20 protein-coding genes and 3 tRNA genes are annotated in these 19,693 nt (G+C 65.8%); 12 read left to right on the forward strand and 11 right to left on the reverse strand.

Annotation, left to right across the window (positions count from 1 at the left end; all coding sequences use genetic code 11):
- Positions 1 to 306: 306 nt before the first annotated feature.
- Both CG471_RS15430 and CG471_RS15435 read right to left on the reverse strand, forming a co-directional pair.
- Positions 307 to 383 (reverse strand) — tRNA-Pro (locus tag CG471_RS15430).
- Between the two features lie 104 nt (positions 384 to 487).
- On the reverse strand, positions 488 to 763 hold the full coding sequence (locus CG471_RS15435) for a JAB domain-containing protein (RefSeq protein ID WP_099232384.1): 276 nt from the start codon (positions 761 to 763) through the stop codon (positions 488 to 490).
- A gap of 204 nt (positions 764 to 967) precedes the next feature.
- Here CG471_RS15435 and thyA point away from each other — a divergent pair, with 204 nt between their 5' ends.
- From thyA to CG471_RS15455, 4 genes are all read left to right on the forward strand, one after another.
- Complete coding sequence (gene thyA, locus CG471_RS15440) at positions 968 to 1,903, forward strand: thymidylate synthase (RefSeq protein WP_017502205.1); 936 nt, start codon at positions 968 to 970, stop codon at positions 1,901 to 1,903.
- 117 nt (positions 1,904 to 2,020) lie between these two features.
- Positions 2,021 to 3,316, forward strand: a complete 1,296-nt coding sequence (locus CG471_RS15445) for a 3-methyl-2-oxobutanoate dehydrogenase (2-methylpropanoyl-transferring) subunit alpha (RefSeq protein WP_069335794.1) — start codon at positions 2,021 to 2,023, stop codon at positions 3,314 to 3,316.
- Between the two features lie 168 nt (positions 3,317 to 3,484).
- A complete protein-coding gene (locus CG471_RS15450; protein ID WP_099232408.1) occupies positions 3,485 to 4,489 on the forward strand; it encodes an alpha-ketoacid dehydrogenase subunit beta in 1,005 nt (334 codons plus the stop codon).
- 5 nt (positions 4,490 to 4,494) lie between these two features.
- Positions 4,495 to 5,817 (forward strand): dihydrolipoamide acetyltransferase family protein, encoded by a 1,323-nt coding sequence (locus CG471_RS15455; protein ID WP_099232385.1) that lies wholly within the window; start codon positions 4,495 to 4,497, stop codon positions 5,815 to 5,817.
- Between the two features lie 45 nt (positions 5,818 to 5,862).
- Here CG471_RS15455 and CG471_RS15460 read toward each other — a convergent pair whose 3' ends face one another.
- Complete coding sequence (locus tag CG471_RS15460; protein WP_180275715.1) at positions 5,863 to 6,333, reverse strand: hypothetical protein; 471 nt, start codon at positions 6,331 to 6,333, stop codon at positions 5,863 to 5,865.
- A 165-nt stretch (positions 6,334 to 6,498) separates the two neighbouring features.
- Here CG471_RS15460 and CG471_RS15465 point away from each other — a divergent pair, with 165 nt between their 5' ends.
- From CG471_RS15465 to CG471_RS15475, 3 genes are all read left to right on the forward strand, one after another.
- A complete protein-coding gene (locus CG471_RS15465) occupies positions 6,499 to 7,653 on the forward strand; it encodes an AI-2E family transporter (protein ID WP_099232386.1) in 1,155 nt (384 codons plus the stop codon).
- Positions 7,654 to 7,694: 41 nt separating this feature from the next.
- Positions 7,695 to 7,771, forward strand: a tRNA-Asp gene (locus CG471_RS15470).
- A gap of 80 nt (positions 7,772 to 7,851) precedes the next feature.
- Positions 7,852 to 7,928, forward strand: a tRNA-Asp gene (locus CG471_RS15475).
- Positions 7,929 to 8,031: 103 nt separating this feature from the next.
- Here the strand turns inward: CG471_RS15475 and aqpZ are convergent.
- The 5 genes from aqpZ to CG471_RS15500 form a co-directional block, all read right to left on the reverse strand.
- Complete coding sequence (gene aqpZ / locus CG471_RS15480; protein ID WP_048937381.1) at positions 8,032 to 8,763, reverse strand: aquaporin Z; 732 nt, start codon at positions 8,761 to 8,763, stop codon at positions 8,032 to 8,034.
- Between the two features lie 256 nt (positions 8,764 to 9,019).
- A complete protein-coding gene (locus CG471_RS15485) occupies positions 9,020 to 9,262 on the reverse strand; it encodes a DUF2842 domain-containing protein (RefSeq protein ID WP_099232387.1) in 243 nt (80 codons plus the stop codon).
- A gap of 5 nt (positions 9,263 to 9,267) precedes the next feature.
- On the reverse strand, positions 9,268 to 9,849 hold the full coding sequence (locus CG471_RS15490) for a 5-formyltetrahydrofolate cyclo-ligase (RefSeq protein WP_099232388.1): 582 nt from the start codon (positions 9,847 to 9,849) through the stop codon (positions 9,268 to 9,270).
- A gap of 196 nt (positions 9,850 to 10,045) precedes the next feature.
- On the reverse strand, positions 10,046 to 10,381 hold the full coding sequence (locus CG471_RS15495; protein ID WP_004211707.1) for a cell division protein ZapA: 336 nt from the start codon (positions 10,379 to 10,381) through the stop codon (positions 10,046 to 10,048).
- Positions 10,374 to 10,706, reverse strand: a complete 333-nt coding sequence (locus CG471_RS15500; protein WP_143560216.1) for a hypothetical protein — start codon at positions 10,704 to 10,706, stop codon at positions 10,374 to 10,376. The genes CG471_RS15495 and CG471_RS15500 overlap by 8 nt, the downstream gene beginning before the upstream one ends.
- Before the next feature lie 32 nt (positions 10,707 to 10,738).
- On the opposite strand from CG471_RS15500, the gene tkt reads away from it, so the two are divergent.
- The 3 genes from tkt to pgk all read left to right on the forward strand — a co-directional run bounded on the left by tkt (position 10,739) and on the right by pgk (position 15,027).
- Positions 10,739 to 12,706 carry a transketolase gene (tkt, locus tag CG471_RS15505; RefSeq protein WP_099232390.1) on the forward strand — a complete coding sequence of 656 codons (1,968 nt, stop codon included), beginning with the start codon at positions 10,739 to 10,741 and terminating at the stop codon, positions 12,704 to 12,706.
- 36 nt (positions 12,707 to 12,742) lie between these two features.
- Positions 12,743 to 13,753, forward strand: a complete 1,011-nt coding sequence (gene gap / locus CG471_RS15510) for a type I glyceraldehyde-3-phosphate dehydrogenase (protein ID WP_099232391.1) — start codon at positions 12,743 to 12,745, stop codon at positions 13,751 to 13,753.
- A 71-nt stretch (positions 13,754 to 13,824) separates the two neighbouring features.
- Positions 13,825 to 15,027 carry a phosphoglycerate kinase gene (pgk, locus tag CG471_RS15515; RefSeq protein ID WP_037507546.1) on the forward strand — a complete coding sequence of 401 codons (1,203 nt, stop codon included), beginning with the start codon at positions 13,825 to 13,827 and terminating at the stop codon, positions 15,025 to 15,027.
- An 88-nt stretch (positions 15,028 to 15,115) separates the two neighbouring features.
- Here pgk and CG471_RS15520 read toward each other — a convergent pair whose 3' ends face one another.
- Both CG471_RS15520 and CG471_RS15525 read right to left on the reverse strand, forming a co-directional pair.
- A complete protein-coding gene (locus CG471_RS15520) occupies positions 15,116 to 16,327 on the reverse strand; it encodes an MFS transporter (protein ID WP_099232392.1) in 1,212 nt (403 codons plus the stop codon).
- A 79-nt stretch (positions 16,328 to 16,406) separates the two neighbouring features.
- Positions 16,407 to 16,904: a TlpA disulfide reductase family protein gene (locus tag CG471_RS15525; RefSeq protein ID WP_180275716.1), complete on the reverse strand. Its 498-nt coding sequence runs from the start codon at positions 16,902 to 16,904 to the stop codon at positions 16,407 to 16,409.
- A gap of 260 nt (positions 16,905 to 17,164) precedes the next feature.
- Between CG471_RS15525 and CG471_RS15530 the strand changes: the two genes are divergently transcribed.
- Positions 17,165 to 18,070, forward strand: coding sequence for a fructose bisphosphate aldolase (locus tag CG471_RS15530; protein ID WP_099232394.1), 906 nt, complete (start codon positions 17,165 to 17,167; stop codon positions 18,068 to 18,070).
- A 5-nt stretch (positions 18,071 to 18,075) separates the two neighbouring features.
- Positions 18,076 to 18,579 carry a hypothetical protein gene (locus CG471_RS15535; RefSeq protein ID WP_099232395.1) on the forward strand — a complete coding sequence of 168 codons (504 nt, stop codon included), beginning with the start codon at positions 18,076 to 18,078 and terminating at the stop codon, positions 18,577 to 18,579.
- Here the strand turns inward: CG471_RS15535 and CG471_RS15540 are convergent.
- Positions 18,557 to 19,684: a P1 family peptidase gene (locus CG471_RS15540; RefSeq protein WP_099232396.1), complete on the reverse strand. Its 1,128-nt coding sequence runs from the start codon at positions 19,682 to 19,684 to the stop codon at positions 18,557 to 18,559. The genes CG471_RS15535 and CG471_RS15540 overlap by 23 nt on opposite strands.
- Positions 19,685 to 19,693: the final 9 nt, after the last annotated feature.

Genomic DNA, 19,693 nt, shown 5'->3' on the forward strand with positions numbered 1-19,693 from the left:
CTCGATAATCGCCCATTCCCGATCTGTCAGTTCGTACCGCCGCCGTGCCATCAAGCCCTCCAACTCTGGAGGCCTCTGAATCACGCCAATCGCCAATCCTCAAGGCTTTTTATGAGTTTACGGCCTAGGGGTGATAGGCTCTTGAAGTCAGGACAGGGGGCATGCCGAACCAGGTTCGGTATGCCCTCGGTCGGTCTGCGGTTCGACGGGCATTGCAAGGAAACAGAACGCAAAAACCCCGGACTTCCGATGGAAGTCCGGGGTTTTTCTGCTTACCGTCCCGAACCGAAGTCCGGGCGAATAAGTTGGTCGGGGAAAGAGGATTCGAACCTCCGGCCCCTGCCTCCCGAAGACAGTGCTCTACCAGGCTGAGCTATTCCCCGACCGGTGCCGAAGCCGCTTTTGGGGCGGCCCCGTAAGGCAGGAGTGCGCCTATAGAGAGGGGTTTGAGGGCTGGCAAGCCACCTGATGCGCTTTTTTGAAAATTCTACAAAAGGCCTGCGTCGCGGAAGCTGAAACAGCCGGTCGGCGTGTCGATCCGATGATCGGCGAGGTGGATGTCGAGCGCCCGCAGCCGGCGGTGCAGGCTGCGGGTCAGGGCGATGTCGACCGGCTGCGGTGCCGCCGTGCCCCGCTGCTGGTGCAGGATGACCCGCCGGGCATCGCTGGCCAGCAGATGGGCGACCAGGCAGGGCCAGTTGCCATCGGGGTGCAGCCGGTCGCGCGGTTGGCCGTCCTCGTCGAGAATCATCAATGTCAGCATCGCACCCCCTGGGCACGCAGCCTGTCAGCAATGGGCCGGGAGTGGAGACGCGGAATGATCCGTAGTGGCGGAACGCAGCGGGCCGGGATGGTAGTCGCATCCGTTATGGCGCGACCTTTGGTCGGGACAGCGGGGCAGGGGGGATGCTACATGGACGGGACGCCCAGATACATTCCCATCCCAGGATCATCGACCTTGCACGCCATGTCGCCGCAACCGCCCCATTATGAAGAGCAATATCTCGACCTGATGCGCCATATCTGGCGCCATGGCGACGAGCGGATTGATCGCACCGGCGTCGGCACCCGATCGATCCTGGGCGCGACCCTGCGATTCTCGCTGGCGGACGACGCGGTGCCGCTGCTCACGACCAAGCGGGTCTATTGGAAGGTCGCGGCGCGCGAGATGCTGTGGTTCCTGACCGGCGACACCAATATCCGCGAACTGGTGAAGCAGAATGTCCATATCTGGACCGACTGGCCGCTCGACAGTTACCGCAAGGCGACCGGCGAGGATATCGACCGCGACGCGTTCGAGGCGCGAATCATCGAGGATGAAGCCTTTGCCCGGCAATGGGGCGATCTCGGCCCGGTCTATGGCGCCCAATGGGTGAACTGGCCGCGCTACGAGCCGGCCGGCGACGGCCTGTTCCGCCGGGCGGCGCAGGGCCACAACCAGATCGCCGCGCTGGTCGATGCGATTCGCACCAATCCCGGTTCGCGCCGCCTGCTCTTCACCGGCTGGAATGTCGCGGAAGTCGCGCAGATGGCCTTGCCGCCCTGCCACATGACCTATCAGTTCCAGGTGTCCGACGGCCGCCTCAACGGCCTGCTCTTCCAACGCAGCTGTGACCTGGGATTGGGCTTTGCCTTCAACATCTTCGGCCTGTCGATGATTACCCGGATGCTGGCCCAGCAATGCGATCTGGAGCCGGGCGAGGTGGTCTGGCAGGGTGGCGACGTTCATCTCTACCTCAACCATGCCGATCTGGTGGAGGAGCAGATCAGCCGCACCCCGGCGGGTGCGCCGAAGCTGCGGATCAATCGCCGGCCTTCGAGCATTTTCGACTATGGGATCGAGGATTTCGAGGTGCAGGATTATGCGCCGCAGGCCCATATTTCCGCGCCCGTCGCTGTTTAAGGTGACAGCGAAGGCGACAGGCGAAAAGGAATTGGGTCAGTAAGGCTTGCCTTGCGCGGCGTTGAAATATAATAATTGCCACAAGCAATATTATTGCAACGCACAATAGGAGGCAGGATGACCGATTCGATCGAATCCGGCGCTGTGACGGACGGGCAGGGACGCAACCTGCCGCCGTTGCAGCTGCATGTGCCCGAGCCGCCCGCGCGGCCCGGTGAAAGCGCGGACTTCACCCATTTCGACATTCCCGCGGCCGACGCGGCACCGCGCCCGGACGAGGCGACCCATCCTTCGCAGATGCGCGACTTCGCCTATGGGCTGGTCCGCGTCCTGGATGAGGATGGCCATGCGGTCGGCGCCTGGGATCCCAAGCTGCCGGCCGACACGCTGCTGCGGATGCTGCGCTACATGGCGCTGACCCGCGCCTTTGACGGCCGCATGTTCCGCGCCCAGCGCCAGGGCAAGACCAGCTTCTACATGAAGTCGACCGGCGAGGAGGCGGTGTCGATCGGCGCAGCGCTCGCCTTGTCACGCGACGACATGTGTTTTCCGTCCTATCGGCAGCAGGGCATATTGATCGCGCGCGACTGGTCCATCGTCGACATGATGAACCAGATCTATTCCAACAAGGGCGACCGGATGAAGGGCCGCCAGCTGCCGATCATGTATTCGGCGCGCGAGGCCGGCTTCTTCTCCATCTCCGGCAACCTCACCACCCAATATCCCCAGGCCGTTGGCTGGGCGATGGCGAGCGCGGCCAAGGGCGATACCCGCATCGCCGCCACCTGGTGCGGCGAGGGCTCGACCGCGGAGGGCGACTTCCATTCGGCCTGCACCTTCGCCAGCGTCTATCGCGCCCCGGTCATCATGAATGTGGTGAACAACCAGTGGGCGATCAGCAGCTTCTCCGGCTTTGCCGGGGCGGAGGCGACCACCTTCGCCGCCCGCGCGATCGGCTATGGCATCGCCGGGCTGCGCGTCGACGGCAATGACGTGCTGGCCGTCTATGCCGCCACCCGCTGGGCCGCCGACCGTGCCCGCGCCAATGGCGGCCCGACGCTGATCGAACATTTCACCTATCGCGTTGAAGGGCACAGCACGTCGGATGATCCGACCGCCTATCGCTCGGCCGAGGAAAGCAGCAAATGGCCGCTCGGCGACCCGATCGCGCGGCTGAAACAGCATTGCATCACGCTGGGCATCTGGGACGAGGAGCGGCACGCCGCGATGGACCAGGAACTGGCCGAGATGGTCCGCGACGCCGCGCGCGAGGCGGAAAAGAACGGCATATTGGGCCATGGCCTCCACCATCCGATGGAAAGCATGTTCCAGGACGTGTTCGAGGACATGCCCTGGCACCTGAAAGAACAGCAGCAGCAGATGCTCGACGAATGGAAGGCGGCAGGGCTGTGAGGGCGCCTGCGTCCACCAGTTCCGTCATCCCAGCGAAGGCTGGGATCTCCCTTCTTCTGAAGGGCAGCACGAAGAAAAATGAGATGCCAGCCTACGCTGGCATGACGAATGGAGAGGATTCGCATCATGGCAGATGATGTGATGGAGGCTGTGGCTGACACCCAGCAGATGAACATGATCCAGGCGATCAACAGCGCGCTGGACGTGATGATGGGCCGCGACCCCGACGTCGTGGTGATGGGCGAGGATGTCGGCTATTTCGGCGGCGTGTTCCGCGCCACCGCCGGCCTGCAGCAGAAATATGGCAAGAACCGGGTGTTCGATACGCCGATCACCGAATGCGGCATCATCGGCGTCGCGGTCGGCATGGGTGCCTATGGCCTGCGGCCGGTGCCCGAAATCCAGTTCGCCGACTATATCTACCCCGCGCTCGACCAGCTCGTCAGCGAGGCGGCGCGGTTGCGCTATCGTTCGGCCGGCGAGTTCATCTCGCCGATGACGGTGCGCTCGCCATTTGGCGGCGGCATCTTTGGCGGCCAGACCCACAGCCAGAGCCCGGAAGGCATCTTCACCCATGTGTCCGGGGTCAAGACGGTGATCCCGTCCACCCCCTATGATGCCAAGGGCCTGCTGATCGCGGCGATCGAGGATAATGACCCGGTCATCTTCTTCGAGCCCAAGCGCATCTATAACGGCCCGTTCGACGGCCATTATGACACGCCGGCCAAGAGCTGGGCGGGCCATGCAGATGCGCAGGTGCCGCAGGGCTATTATCGCATTGATCTCGGCAAGGCGCGGATCGCCCGACCCGGCGAGGCGCTGACCATCCTCTGCTATGGCACGATGGTCCATGTCGTCGAAAATACCGTGGCGAAGCTGGGCATCGATGCCGAGATCGTCGACCTGCGCAGCCTGGTGCCGCTCGACATCGAGACGATCGAGGCCTCGGTCAGGAAGACCGGCCGCTGCCTGATCGTGCATGAGGCGACGCGGACCAGCGGCTTTGGCGCCGAACTGTCGGCGCTGGTGCAGGAACGCTGCTTCTACCATCTCGAAGCGCCGATCGAGCGCGTCACCGGCTTCGACACGCCTTATCCGCACAGTCTGGAATGGGCCTATTTCCCCGGCCCCGTGCGCATCCGCGAAGCCATCAACAAGATCATGAAGGACTGAGCGCCATGGCTCTTTTCACATTCAAGCTGCCGGACATCGGCGAAGGCATTGCGCAGGCGGAGATTGTCGGCTGGCACGTCCAGGTCGGCGACCGGGTCGAGGAAGACCAGCCGATCGCCGACATGATGACCGACAAGGCGACGGTCGAGATGGAAAGCCCGGTCGCGGGCACCGTCGTCCGACTGGCGGGAGAGCCGGGCGATCAGGTGTCGATCGGATCGATGCTGGTGGAGATCGAGACGGAAGGCGAGGGGGCTGCCGCCCCTGCGCCGTCGGTCGAAACGGTCGAGGCCGAGACCCCATTCCTCCCCGATACGGGGAGGGGGACCGTTCGCGAAGCGAATGGTGGAAGGGGGGCGCCGCTGGACGCGCCCGTCGAAGAACCGGCCATCACGCCCCAGCTTGCGAAAGCGGACAGCCCCCTCCACCAGCCTGCGGCTGGTCCCCCTCCCCGTGCCGGGGAGGATAGCCCCATCCTTGCCTCCCCAGCCGTCCGTGCGCGCGCCAGGGAACTGGGCATCGACCTCGCGCTGGTGAAGCCCAATGGCGACCATATCCGCCATGCCGACCTCGACGCCTATCTGCTCTACGGTTCGGGGCAGGGCTATCGCCCGGCCGGCCGCACGGCACCGCGCGCCGACGAACAGGTGAAGGTGATCGGCATGCGCCGCCGCATTGCCGAGAATATGGCCGCGTCCAAGCGTCACATCCCGCACTTTACCTATGTCGAGGAAATCGACGTCACCGCGCTGGAGGAGGCGCGGGCGCAGCTCAACGCCCATCGCGGCGATCGGCCCAAGCTCACCATGCTGCCGCTGCTGATCGTGGCGATCTGCAGGACGCTGCCCGACTTCCCGATGCTCAATGCCCGTTATGATGACGAAGCGGGCGTGGTGACGCGCCATGGCGCCGTTCACCTCGGCATGGCGACGCAGACCGACGCGGGGCTGATGGTGCCGGTGATCCGCGACGCGCAGGACAGAAATGTCTGGCAGCTGGCGACCGAGATCCGCCGCCTCGCCGACGCCGCGCGCAGCGGCAAGGCGACATCGGCCGAACTGTCGGGCTCCACCCTGACCCTGACCTCGCTCGGCCCGCTCGGCGGCATCGCCACCACCCCGGTCATCAACCGGCCCGAAGTGGCGATCATCGGCCCCAACCGCGTGATCGAGCGCCCCATGTTCCGGGGTAAGGAGATCGTCGCGGCAAAGCTGATGAACCTGTCGATCAGCTGCGACCATCGCGTGGTCGACGGCTGGGACGCGGCGAGCTTCGTCCAGGCCGTGCGCAAGCTGCTGGAAACGCCGGTCCTGCTGTTCGAGGGGTGATTGCGCGGGATCGGGGCGGCCTTTGTCGCTCCGGTCCCACCGGCGTCAGCGCACCTGCGCCCGATAGGTCAGCCGCCCCGATTGTCCCGGCGCCACGCTGTCGGGCAGGCGCCAGCGTATATGGGTGATATCCTCGGGCGTGGCGCGGCGGACACCGCCCAGCGGCGTCGGCAGCCATAATTGCTCCAGTCGGCCCCAATGGGCGCCGCCATCGACCGATGCCTGCATGGCGGGATCGGTCAGGTCGAGCAGGGTGCCGCGCGGCACCTGGCGAACCACGGTCAGCCCATGGGCCGTCCGGATGCCTTCATGGCGCCAGTCGACCACGACGATCAACTGGTCGCCCGACATGGCGCGTTCGGCATTGGCGATGGTGCGGCGCGGGCGGCCATTAATGTCGGTCTGCACCCGTTCGACGAAGGTCCGGCTGTCGAGCCGCATGTCCTGCGCCCCGGCCTGCCAGGATGCGGTCATGCCTGCGATCAGGCCCAGTCCCGCGATCAACCTTCTTGCCATGCGATATCCCCCTTATCGAATGTCCGCATCTCTTACGGCCAGTCTCCCCAATATTTGGTTAAGCCCCTGTTTGCCGTCTTCCTGATGCGACTCGCTGATGGCATTTGACCGGCCGCAGCGCCGGGTGCAGAGCGGCAGGGCTGCTGTACAGGGGACGGATAGGGCGTGACCACCAACGAGGAACTGGAAGTCAATCGGCGGCGCGACCGTTTGCTGGCGTCGATCGCCTTGTCCTCGGGCGTCGGCCTGTTGCTGGCCTTGCCCTTCGCCTTGCGCGCGGGCGCGGAGTTCTTCCTGCCGCTGACCGCCGCGCTGGTGATCGCGATCGCGCTGGTGCCGCTGCTCGAATGGCTGGAGCGGCGCGGGCTGCCCTCGGGCCTGTCGGCGCTGCTGGCGGTCATCGCCTTCCTCAGCGTCGCCAACACCGCGCTGGTGCTGATCGTGGTGCCGGCGACCGACTGGTTCCGCATCCTGCCCCAGCGCCTGCCCAAGATTCAGGCGACGCTGGCGCCGCTCATCGATTTCTATTCACAGGCCCAGCGATTCGTCGACGAAACCGTCCAGATGCTGGTCGCGGGTCCGGCATCGGTCGCGCACCGGGCGGCGGTGGAAACGCCCGGATCGCTGCTGCAGTTCGCGGCCGCCTCAGCCCCGTCGGCGATCATCCAGATGGTGTTCGCGCTGCTCATCATCTATTTCTTCCTTGCCGGCTGGACCCGGCTGCGCCGTCGCACGATCAACAGCCGGGGCAGTTTCGACGGCGCGATGGCGGTCGCGCGGGTGATCCAGAATGTGGTCGACGCAACCTCCGCCTATGTGATGACGATCGCCACCATCAACCTGTGCCTCGGCCTCGCCGTGGCGCTGGCGCTGTGGCTGATCGGCATGCCATCGCCCTGGATGTGGGGCGGCATCGTCGCATTGCTCAACTTCATTCCCTATTTCGGGCCGATGCTGGCCGCCGTGCTGCTGGCGCTGGGCGGCCTCATGGTGTTCGACGATGTCTGGACGGCGCTGCTGCCCGCCTTTCTCCAGATTGGCTTCCATCTGGTGGAGGCCAATGTCATCACGCCCACCATCCTTGGCCGTCGCCTGACGATGAACCCGCTGCTGATTCTCGTCTCGCTGACCTTCTGGGGCTGGGTCTGGGGCACGCCCGGCGCGCTGCTCGGCGTGCCGTTGCTCATCATCGTGCAGACCGTCGTGGCCGCCGCCGGCACCCCGGATATCGCCGGTTTCCTGTTCGAGCAGGGGACGCTGACGGTCAGCCGTCGCAAAGAAAATGCAACAAGTGAAGAAACTGATGGCGAGGACGGTTGACAGCTTGGCCGGACCCGCATAGACGGCCGCCCACACCGAACGCGGGTGTAGCTCAGTTGGTTAGAGCGCCGGCCTGTCACGCCGGAGGTCGCGGGTTCGAGCCCCGTCACTCGCGCCACTTTCCCTGACCGGAAAGTCGGAAGGTAAACAGATTTGCATCATCTGGTGGCCATGGGTCACGATAGGATGCCGCCCTGCGCGGGTGTAGCTCAGTTGGTTAGAGCGCCGGCCTGTCACGCCGGAGGTCGCGGGTTCGAGCCCCGTCACTCGCGCCACTTCATTCTCGAAGTGATCCGATCGCCAGGCGATCCTTTTTCCTCACATCGATACAGGCCAGCGGGCCGACACCAACGGCATCGGCCCGTGACGATTCGTCTCTCAGAGATGCTCGCCGGTCACATGCGGCGGCAGCGGTTCGTTGGCGAGCCAGCGATAGACGCCGCCGGCGGCCAGCGCGCCGATGATCGGCGCCACCCAGAACAGCCAGAGCTGATGCAGCGCCAGTCCGCCGACCAGCAGGGCTGGGCCGGTGCTGCGTGCCGGATTGACCGACGTGTTCGTGACCGGGATGCTGATCAGGTGGATCAGCGTCAGCGCCAGGCCGATCGCGATCGGGGCAAAGCCCGCGGGCGCGCGGCTGTCGGTCGCGCCCAGGATGACGCTCAGGAAGCCGAAGGTCAGCACCATCTCGATCGCCAGTCCCGATGAGAGCGTGTAGCCGCCCGGCGAATGCAGGCCATAGCCGTTGACCGCCAGGCCGTTGGGCGCCAGCTCATAGCCCGGCTGGCCGCTGGCGATGAACAGCAGCAGGGCGGCTGCGATCACCGCGCCCACCAGTTGCACGACGATATAGGGGGCGATGTCGCGGGCCGGGAAGCGCCCGCCGGCCCACAGGCCGATCGTTACCGCCGGATTGAGGTGGCAGCCCGAAATATGGCCGATGGAAAAGGCCATGGTCAGCACCGTGAGGCCGAAGGCCAGGGCCACGCCCAGCAGGCCGATGCCGACATCGGGAAAGGCCGCCGCCAGCACGGCGCTGCCGCACCCGCCGAACACCAGCCAGAATGTACCGAAACATTCGGCAAACAACCGCTTGCTCAATGGAACCATCAACGCCTCCTGTTGCACTGTGCGCCTGCCACCGGACATGGCTTGGGACCGGTGCGGGGTGGCGCCGCCCGGAGAATGCAGGATGATCGAAGGGAGCCGTCCGCGGCATGGGCGGCCGATGCTGGTGACTGGCGCATGGACATGCCGTTGCCCCCGTTTCCGGCGAGCCGCCTGCATCGCGCATGGCCGCGATGCGTCCGCTATGGTCGCCTAACGCTCAGGGATAAGGCGAAACGCCATGGGCTGGGCATCGGGATTAACCCTGACGCCAGCGCCCCGTTTCCATCCAGGCGAGCAGCCGCCGCAGCGGCAGGATACAGATCCAGATCAGGCCCAGGAAAATATAGACCGGCACCTGGCCCCACATCGGCAACTGGCCGATCAGCGGCGACAGGCTGCCGACCAGCACGGCCCAGCCCAGGATCAGCCCCAGGATCGCGAACATGCCAGCCGGCTTGCGCCAGCTGGGCTGATGATAATGGCGCGGGTCGATGCTCATCGGGTTCAGCCTGCCTCGATCACGGCGGTTTCGGTCAGGATCATGTCGAGCGGCAGATCCCAGGGGTCGGCCGGCACATCATCCAGTTCCTGCGCCGACCAGGCAAGGCCGACGCGCAAGGCATCGGGATGGCGGGCAAAGGCGCGGTCATAATAGCCGCCACCCTGGCCAAGGCGGTTCATTCGCCGGTCGAAACCCAGCAGCGGCGCGATGATGACATCCGGCGCCACCGCGCCGCCCGACGGTTCGGGATGGCTGGTGCCGAACAGGCCGGGGAACAGCTGGTCCTCGGGCCGCCACAGCAGGAAGTCCATGCTGCCCAGCCGATCGAGCACGCGCGGCAACGCCACCTGCTTGCCCATCACGCCCAGTTGCGGGGCCAGACGCTGCGCCGGCGCCTCGTCATCCAGCGCCATGTAGAGCGCGATCACCTGCGCGTCGGCGATGCGCTGGGCGAGCGGGGAGGGGACGGCCTTGAACGCCAGCCTGTGGGTCAGCGCGTCGAGCGAGGCGACGAAGTTGCGCCGCCGCTGCCGGGCGATCGCGCGCAGGGTCGACTTGTCGGCGGCATCACTGTCGTCGGGCATGGGGTGCCTTTGCTGGTAGGGGAGGGGTGACGGGACCGCCTTGGCCGTTTGCTGGAATATCCTCTGACGCCTCAACGTCAGGTGGGGACCATGTAGATCGGGCCAGAGCCCGCCCAGGGACAGCCCCCGTGGATGTGATTATCGCCTCAGGGATGTTCGCTAAAGCTCGCACCAGGCAGTGCCCGTCGCCGCCAATCTAGGCGTCGGCGGCGCGGGCGGCAAGAGCCTCGCTCAGCTTTTCTACGCGCGCAGCCAAAGCCTCGACCGCGCGGGCGGCCGGCTCGTCATCGCCGTCCAGCGCCAATTGCTCCTGCCGGCCCGCCGCGGCGCGCTTCAGTTCGTTGAGTTCGTCCGCCATGAACAGCGCCGCGAACAGCAAGGTGCGCACCTCGGTCAGCCCCGGCGTGCTGCGCTGCGCCTGATAGGCCTTGTCCTCGATGATCTGGGCCAGATGCGCCATATGCGCTTCCTCGCCATCGCGGCAGCGCAGCTGATAGGGGCGGCCGGCGATCTGCAGCATGATTTCAGCCATCGGTGCGCCCCCGCAATTCCCCGATCAGATCGTCCAGCGATTGCAATGCCGCCTGGGCGGCCATCTGGTCGATGCCGGAATTGGCGTGGGGGACAGCCTGCGAAAGGCTGGCCACATTCTGTTCAAGCCGACTGATCGCGCGCTCCAGCGTGCCGATCGCCTGCATCATGCGGTCGCTTGCCATATTTTCTGCATAGCCAATGTTTTCGCCTTGCAAAAGCGCTGTTTGGACGGCTTGCCGCGCACCACGCCCCGCCTGCGGTTGACGCATGGGGATTGACGCGACAAAGGGAACCCAAATCGACTCGCCCGTTCGCGCGGGCATTCCATGCCAGTCATGAAAGACATCTTCCCGCTATGACCGTTTCCGACACGCAGCTCGCCAACGCCATCCGGGCGCTTTCCATGGACGCCGTGCAGGCTGCCAACAGCGGCCATCCCGGCATGCCGATGGGCATGGCCGATGTCGCCACCGTGCTGTTCAAGGATTATGTGAAGTTCGATCCGGCTGCGCCGAAATGGGCCGACCGCGACCGCTTCGTGCTGTCGGCCGGCCATGGCTCGATGCTGATCTACTCGCTGCTGAACCTCACCGGCTATGCCAGCCCGACGATGGAAGACATTCGCAACTTCCGTCAGCTCAGCAGCCCCTGCGCCGGCCACCCGGAGAATTTCGAGCTGGCAGGGGTCGAAGCGACCACCGGCCCGCTGGGTTCGGGCCTCGCCACCGCCGTCGGCATGGCGATTGCCGAGCGTCACCTGAACGCCGAGTTCGGTGACGATCTGGTCGATCACCGCACCTGGGTGATCGCTGGCGACGGCTGCCTGATGGAAGGCATCAACCATGAGGCGATCGGCCTTGCCGGTCACCTCAACCTCTCGCGCCTGATCGTGCTGTGGGACGATAACAAGATCACCATCGACGGCGCCGTCAACCTGTCGAGCAACGAAGATGTCCGCGCCCGCTATGCCGCCACCGGCTGGCATGTCGTGTCGTGCGACGGCCATGACGTTGCCGATGTCCGCCGCGCCATCGACGAAGCGCTGGCCGATCCGCGTCCCTCGCTGATCGCCTGCGCCACCAAGATCGGTTATGGCGCGCCGAACAAGGCCGGCACCTCGGGCGTCCATGGTTCGGCGCTGGGCGAGGCCGAAGTCGCCGCCGCCCGCGAGTTCCTCGGCTGGACCGCCGAACCCTTCGTGGTTCCCGCCGACATCGACGCCGCCTGGAAGGCGATCGGTGCCAAGGGCGGTGATGTTCGCGCTGCATGGGAAGGCCGCCTGGCAAATGCCGCGGAAGGCGCTGAATTTTCGCGCCGCATGGCGGGCGAACTGCCGGCCGGCTTCTCGCTGGACGCCTATATCGACAGCCTGATCGCCAACCCGCAGAAGGTCGCCACCCGCAAGGCCAGCGAACTGGCGCTGGGCGCGATCAACGATCTGCTGCCCGAAACCGTCGGCGGCTCGGCCGACCTTACCGGCTCGAACAACACCAAGACCAAGTCGACCGGCCCGCTGACCCGTGACGATTATTCGGGCCGCTATGTCTATTATGGCATCCGCGAATTCGGCATGGCCTGCGCGATGAACGGCATGGCGCTGCATGGCGGCGTGATCCCCTATGGCGGCACCTTCCTGGTCTTCTCCGACTATATGCGCGCCGGCATCCGCCTCGCTGCGCTGCAGGAGCAGCGCGTGATCCACGTCCTCACCCATGACTCGATCGGTCTGGGCGAAGACGGCCCGACCCACCAGCCGATCGAGCATGTCATGTCGATGCGCATGATCCCGAACCTCGACGTCTATCGCCCGGCCGACATCGTCGAGACGGCGGAATGCTGGGAACTGGCACTGAAGGATGCGACCGGCCCGTCGGTCCTCGCCCTGACCCGTCAGAACCTGCCGCAGTTGCGCCTGGAGAAGAGCGAGAATCTGTCGGCCAAGGGCGCCTATCGCCTGGTCGCCGCGACCGCCGATCGCAAGGTCGTGCTGCTCGCCACCGGTTCGGAAGTCGAGATCGCCGTCGCCACCGCCAAGGCGCTGGAAGAACAGGGCATCGGCGCCGACGTCGTCTCGATGCCCAGCTGGGCGCATTTTGACGCGCAGGACGCCGCCTATAAGGCCGACATCCTGCCCGCCGGCGTGCTGCGCGCCTCGATCGAGGCCGGCACCACCTTCGGCTGGGAACGCTATACCGGCCTTGACGGCCTGCGCTTCGGCATCGACAGCTTCGGCGCGTCGGCCCCCGCCGAAGTCCTCTACGACCATTTCGGCCTGACCGCCGCCAAGATCGCTCCGCAGATCAAGGCCGCGCTCGGCGCCTGAGCCCAAGACCTACACGCAAACCGGGAGACAAGTGCAGTGGCAACGAAGGTAGCAATCAACGGTTTCGGCCGCATCGGTCGTCTGGTGGCGCGCGCCATCCTCTCGCGCACCGACCATGATCTGGAACTGGTGAGCATCAACGACCTGGGCGATGCCAAGGCCAATGCCCTGCTGTTCAAGCGCGACTCGGTCCATGGCAACTGGGCCGGCGAAGTCAGCGTCGACGGCGATTTCCTGGTGGTCGACGGCAAGAAGATCAAGGTGACGGCAGAGCGCGATCCCGCCAACCTGCCGCACGCCGAACTGGGCGTCGAAATCGCCCTGGAATGCACCGGCATCTTCACCAGCAAGGACAAGGCCGGCGCCCACCTGACCGCCGGCGCCAAGCGCGTCGTCATCTCGGCACCGGGCACCAACGTCGACAAGACTGTCGTCTTCGGTGTCAACCATGACGAGCTGACCGCCGACGACATCATCATCTCGAACGCCAGCTGCACCACCAACTGCCTGGCGCCGCTTGCCAAGGTGCTGAACGATTCGATCGGCATCGAACGCGGCTTCATGACCACGATCCACAGCTACACCAACGACCAGAACACGCTGGACCAGATCCACAAGGACATGCGTCGCGCCCGCGCCGCTGCCCTGTCGATGATCCCGACCACCACCGGTGCCGCCCGCGCCGTGGGTGAGGTTCTGCCCGCGCTCAAGGGCAAGCTGGACGGTTCGTCGGTCCGCGTGCCGACCCCGAACGTCTCGGTCGTCGACCTGAAGTTTATCCCCAGCCGCGCCACCACGGTCGAGGAAGTCAACGGCCTGCTCAAGGAGGCGTCGGAATCCGGCCCGCTCAAGGGGATCCTGGGCTATTCGGACGAACCGCTGGTCTCGATCGATTACAACGGCGATCCGCGCAGCTCGACCGTCGACAGCCTGGAAACGGCCGTGATCGAGGGCAATCTGGTCCGCGTGCTCAGCTGGTACGACAATGAATGGGGCTTCTCGAACCGCATGATCGACACCTCGGGTGTCATGGCGAAGTTCCTCTAAGCCTTCTCAACCCCGCCGGACCAACCGGCGGGGTTTTTCTTCTGATATAATTCCAAATTCTAGGAGCGATCATGGCAAAGCCGTTCAAGACACTCGACGACATGGGCGACATCACCGGCAAGGTGGTGCTGGTGCGCGAGGATCTGAACGTGCCGATGCAGGATGGTTCGGTCAGCGACGACACCCGTCTGCGCGCGGCGATGCCGACCATCCTGGAACTGGCCGATCGCGGCGCCAAGGTGCTGATCCTCGCCCATTTCGGTCGGCCCAAGGGCCAGAAGAACCCGGAATTTTCGCTGAGCAAGATCACCCGTCCGCTGACCCAGGTGCTGGGTCGCGAGGTGCAGTTCATTCCCGACTGCCAGGGTGAAGCCGCGACCGACGGTATCAAGGTGATGCGCAACGGCGACATCGCGATCCTCGAAAATACCCGCTTCCATGCCGGCGAGGAAAAGAACGACCCTGCGCTGGTCGATGCGATCGCCGCGATCGGCGACCTCTATGTCAACGACGCCTTTTCCGCCGCGCACCGCGCCCATGCCTCGACCGAGGGGCTGGCCCACAAGCTGCCCGCCTTTGCCGGCCGCTCGATGGAAAAGGAACTGGACGCGCTCGAAGCCGCGCTCGGTGCCCCGGTCAAGCCGGTCGCGGCCGTCGTCGGCGGCGCCAAGGTGTCGACCAAGCTCGACGTGCTCAACAATCTCGTCACCAAGGTCGATCATCTGATCATCGGCGGCGGCATGGCCAACACCTTCCTCCACGCCCGCGGCGTCGATGTCGGCAAGTCGCTGTGCGAAAAGGATCTGGCCGACACGGCGGACGCCATCTTCGACAAGGCCGAGGAAGCCGGCTGCATCATCCATCTGCCCTATGACGTGGTCGTGGCGAAGGAATTTGCCGCCAACCCGCCGTCGGTGCGCACCTGCAACGTCCATGAAGTCGCCGAGGATGAGATGATCCTCGACGTCGGCCCGGCCGCGGTCGAGGCGCTGGGCGATGCGCTCAAGAATTGCCGCACCCTGGTGTGGAACGGCCCGCTCGGCGCGTTCGAGATCGCGCCCTTCGACGCCGCGACCGTCGCCCTTGCCAAGACCGCGGCGGCGCTCACCAAGGAAGGCCAGCTGGTTTCGGTCGCGGGCGGTGGCGACACCGTCGCCGCGCTCAACCATGCCGGCGCGGCCGCCGACTTCACCTTCATCTCGACCGCCGGCGGCGCCTTCCTCGAATGGATGGAAGGCAAGGAACTGCCGGGCGTGAAGGCGCTCTACGCTTAAGGCATCTCGTCATTGCGAGGCGCGAAGCGCCGCGGCAATCCATGGATTGCTTCGCTGCGCTCGCAATGACGAAGGAGTGTGATCGGCGTCAGCGCGTGGCGCTGGCGCCCCGGTCGAACAGGATGAAGACCAGCGCGGCCACGCCGCCGATCGCCGCACCGGCGATCGCGCTCAGGCTCCAGCCGCCCGCTTCATAGGTGGTCGATCCGATCACCGATCCCAGCGCCCCGACCACGAACATCACCGTCATATAGGCCGCGTTGATCCGGCCGCGCGCATGCGGATCAAGCGAGAAGATCAGCTTCTGCCCGGTGATCTGGCTGACCTGCACCGCCGCGTCGATCAGCACCGCCATGATGGTGAAGCCGATCAGGCTGCCTGCGGCCACCGTCCAGTCCGCCAGCAGGAAGCCGATGGAGAGCGCAATCAGCGCGCCGAGCGAGGCCGGGCCGGTCAGCCGCCGGTCGGCCAGCCAGCCCGCCACCGGCGCCACCAGCGCGCCGCCTGCACCCGCCAGAGCAAAGGCGCCGATGCCATTATGGCTGAGGCCAAAGTCATGGATCAGGCTCAGCGGCGCGGCGGTCCAGAACAGGTTGAACGCCGCGAACATCGACGCCTGATAGAAGGCACGCATCCGCACCACGCGATACTTGCCAAGCTGCGAGAAGGTGGAGCTTAGGACTTCGCCATAATGCATGCCGCCCTTGGGCCGGCGCTGCGGACAGGCGATCAGCAGCGCGATCGCGACCAGCGCGATCACCCCGGCCGACAGCAGGAAGGTCGCGCGCCAGCCCATCGATCCGGCAAGGAAGCTGGCGATCGGCCGCGACAGCATGATGCCGAACAGCAACCCGCTCATCACCGTGCCGACCACGCGGCCCTGCCGCTCGGGCGGTGCCAGATGGGAGGCGAGGGGGATCAGCACCTGCACGCCGGTTGCACCAACGCCGGTCATGACCGACGCGATCAGGAAGGTGGCGGGACCATTGGACAGGGCGATGGCGATACAGCCCAGCACCGTCGCCACTGCCGATATCAGCACGATCCGCCGGTTCTCGAACAGGTCGGCCAGCGGCACCACCAGGATGATGCCCAGGCCATAGCCGAGCTGTGTCAGCGTGGTGATGAGGCCCGCGACCCCGGCCGACATGCCGATCTCCGGCCCGATCACGTCGATCAGCGTCTGGGCATAATAGAGGTTCGCGACCATCGTCCCGCACGCGACCGCCATCAACAATATGGCAAAGCGGGACAGGGGCGCATCATCGCGCGGCAGGGGCAGGGCGGCGGAACTAGTCATGCCGCCCTAATGGTCACCCCCGGTCCCGCTTTCAACCGGATGACGGAAATTTCATTGTGCAATGCAACTGAAAATCGCCTCAGGCGGGCGGCTGTTCGTTGAGCAAGGGCACCAGCAGCGCATTGAGATCCTCCAGCTCGAACGCGCCGGACTTGGCGTAGCGCAGCCGGCCCGCCCGATCGATGACGAAATTGGTGGGCACCCCGGTCAGCGGGCCATAGGGGCCCTTGATCCTTCTGGCCGACGGGATGTGCATCGCCGCGAACAATTGCTTCAACTGCGCGACCGGCACCGATCCTTCGGTCGTGATCGCGAACACCTTCAGCCCATGTTTCTTCTGGAGCCCATAATAGCTGTCGAGCGTGGGCAATTCCTTGCGGCACGGCACGCACCAGGTCGCCCAGAAATTGAGCAGCACCACCTGGCCCTTCAGCTCCGCCAGCGACACTTTGCTGCCGTCGATCAGCGTTAGCTCGAAATCCGGCGCCATCTCGCCGACCACCGGCTTGGTCGCCGCCTGCGCCGCCCCGATATCGAGCAGCCCCAGCATCAGCGCGGCCGCCATGACCGGCCGCATCTTCCCGATCCCCATTCTTCCCCCGATTCAGACCTTTGGCCACAGCCTATCAGGCACTTTCGCACGCGCCAACGATATTGGCGGCCGCCCCGTCGCCGCGCGGGGGGCAAGCATCTTGCGGTGCGACATGGGACTAGCTAACAGCCCGGATACCGGCGCGCCTGACGGCGCGCTACAGTCATGCCGTCGGGTTCGCCCGATGGCTTCCATCTTTCCGCGCTGCCGAGGGGGCGGCGCGCCCCAAGAGAAGGTATGTGCAGATGCTGGATCAGGACATGGTCAAGAAGGTTTCCGACGGTCAGGGCTTCATCGCCGCGCTCGACCAGAGCGGCGGTTCGACGCCCAAGGCGCTCAAGGGCTATGGCGTCGAGGAAAGCGCCTGGAGCAATGACGAGGAGATGTTCGGCCTGATCCATGCGATGCGCAGCCGCGTCATCACCTCGCCCGCCTTCACCGGCGACAAGGTGCTGGGCGCGATCCTGTTCGAACGTACCATGGACGGCACCGTCGACGGCAAGCCGACCCCGACCGCGCTGCTCGAGCGCGGCGTCGTGCCCTTCATCAAGATCGACAAGGGGCTGGAGGATGAGGCGAACGGCGTGCAGCTGATGAAGCCGATGCCCGAACTCGACGCGCTGCTCGCCCGCGCCAAGGGCCTGGGCGTGTTCGGCACCAAGGAACGCTCGGTCGTGAACCTCGCCAATCGCGAGGGCATTGCCGCCGTGGTCGCGCAGCAGTTCGAAATCGGCCGCCAAGTGCTGGCCGGCGGTCTGATGCCGATCATCGAACCCGAAGTGAACATCAAGTCGCCCGAACGCGCCGAGGCCGATCAGATCCTGCTCGAGGAAATCCTCAAGCAGCTCGACGCCCTGCCCGAAGGCGAGCAGGTGATGCTCAAGCTCTCGCTGCCCGCCAAGGCCGGCCTGTTCGATCCGCTGGTCGATCATCCCAAGGTGCTGCGCGTCGTCGCCCTGTCGGGTGGCTTCAGCCGCACCGAGGCCTGCGCCGAACTCGCCAAGAATCGCGGCATCATCGCCAGCTTCAGCCGCGCGCTGCTCAATGACCTGCGTCACCAGATGAGCGACGACGAATTCAACGCGTCGCTGGGTGGCGCGATCGACGAAATCTACGCCGCTTCGGCCACCAAGACTCCGGTCGCGGCCTGACGCATATGGACGGCGCCGGGCAGGGGGAAAGTCCCGCCGGCGCCGCCTTTTCCTATCATCGCGCGGTCGCGCCGATGCTCTGGGTTCTACTGGGCCTGATGGTCGTCGAGACGTCCGTGGTCCATCTGCTGGTCGCGCTGTGGAGCCCGCGCGCGGCGCTGGTCCTTTCGCTGCTGAGCCTCGCCATGATCGGCTGGTTCATCCTCTTCATCCGATCCTTCCGCGACCATCCGGTGCGGATCGGCCCGGATGGGCTGGTCTGGCCCGCCGGTACGCTGCGCAGCCTCTCCATTCCCTGGCCGCAAGTCGCGGGGTTATGCGACGACTGGACCCTGGCCGATCTCAAGGCGGCGGGCCTGTTCAACGGCGCGCTGATCGCCCACCCCAACATCGTCATCGCGCTCGATCCGCCGGCCAAGGCAGGGCGGCGCACGATCCGCTACCTTGCCCACCGGCTCGACGATCCGGCTGCCTTTATCGCAGCCTTCAGCGCGCGTCCTTCAACATAGGCAGCACCTTGTCGAGCGGCAGGGCCTCTGCCGTGCCGCGATTGCCGACCACGGTCTGCGCCTTGAACAGCGCGTTCAGCACCGCTTCCTCGGTCGCCTCGATGGTCGCCTGGAACAGCGGCGAGATGCGGTCATTGGGCACGTCGTCCACCGCTGCCACCGCGTTGCGCTTTGCCGCCGTGCGCCGCACCGCGTCGCTGGTGGAAAAGGCGATGGCATAGTCGCCCGACCCGTTGGAGAAGCTCGACCCGGTCCGCGCGATGCCGCCAAAGGCGCGCTCGGCGACGCGGCGCAGATTGCGGTCGGACAAAGGTGCATCGGTCGCGATCACGATCACGACAGAGCCATCCGCCTTCTTTTCCTCCACCTGTTGGCGATAGTCATAGCGGCCAAGCTTCACCCCCACCGGCACGCCCGCGATCGTCAGCACCCCGCCATAATTGGCCTGCACCAGCACGCCCACGGTCCAACCGCCGAGCGACGCCGGCAGCTTGCGGGAGGATGTGCCGATCCCCGCCTTGAAGCCGAACGCCACCGTGCCGGTGCCCGCGCCCACCACGCCTTCCTCGACCGGGCCGGTCTTGGCGCTCTCGATCGCGCGCCGCGCGTCGGCGATGGTCACATGCCGCCCGCGAATGTCGTTGAGCATGCCGTCATTGGTCTCGCCCACCACGGCATTGACCGACCGCACCTCCTCATTGCCCGGCTGCGCCAGCGTCCATTCGACCGAGGCCGCGCCGGCTTCGGCCACGTTCAGCGTATTGGTCAGCAGGATCGGCGTCTCGATCTCGCCCAGTTCGGCCACCTGGGTCGATCCCATGAACTTGCCGAACGCATTATAGGCGACGAAGCCCGCCGGCACCTTGTCCTGGAACAGGTTGCCGCCATGCGGCAGGATCGCGGTGACGCCGGTGTTGACGTCCTTGCTGCGCGGCAATGTTAGCTGGCCCACCTTCACCCCCGCGACATCGGTGATCGCGTTGAGTGGGCCGGGCTGGAGGATGCCGACGGTTACGCCTGCCTCCCGCGCGCGCGGCCGCGGCGCCTCCTGCGCCAGCACGGGCGCGGCGGACAGGAGCAGCAGGGCGGCGAAAGCGTGGCGCATGGAACATCC

It is taken from the genome of Sphingobium sp. IP1, assembly GCF_002708645.1.
Lineage (GTDB): Bacteria > Pseudomonadota > Alphaproteobacteria > Sphingomonadales > Sphingomonadaceae > Sphingobium > Sphingobium yanoikuyae.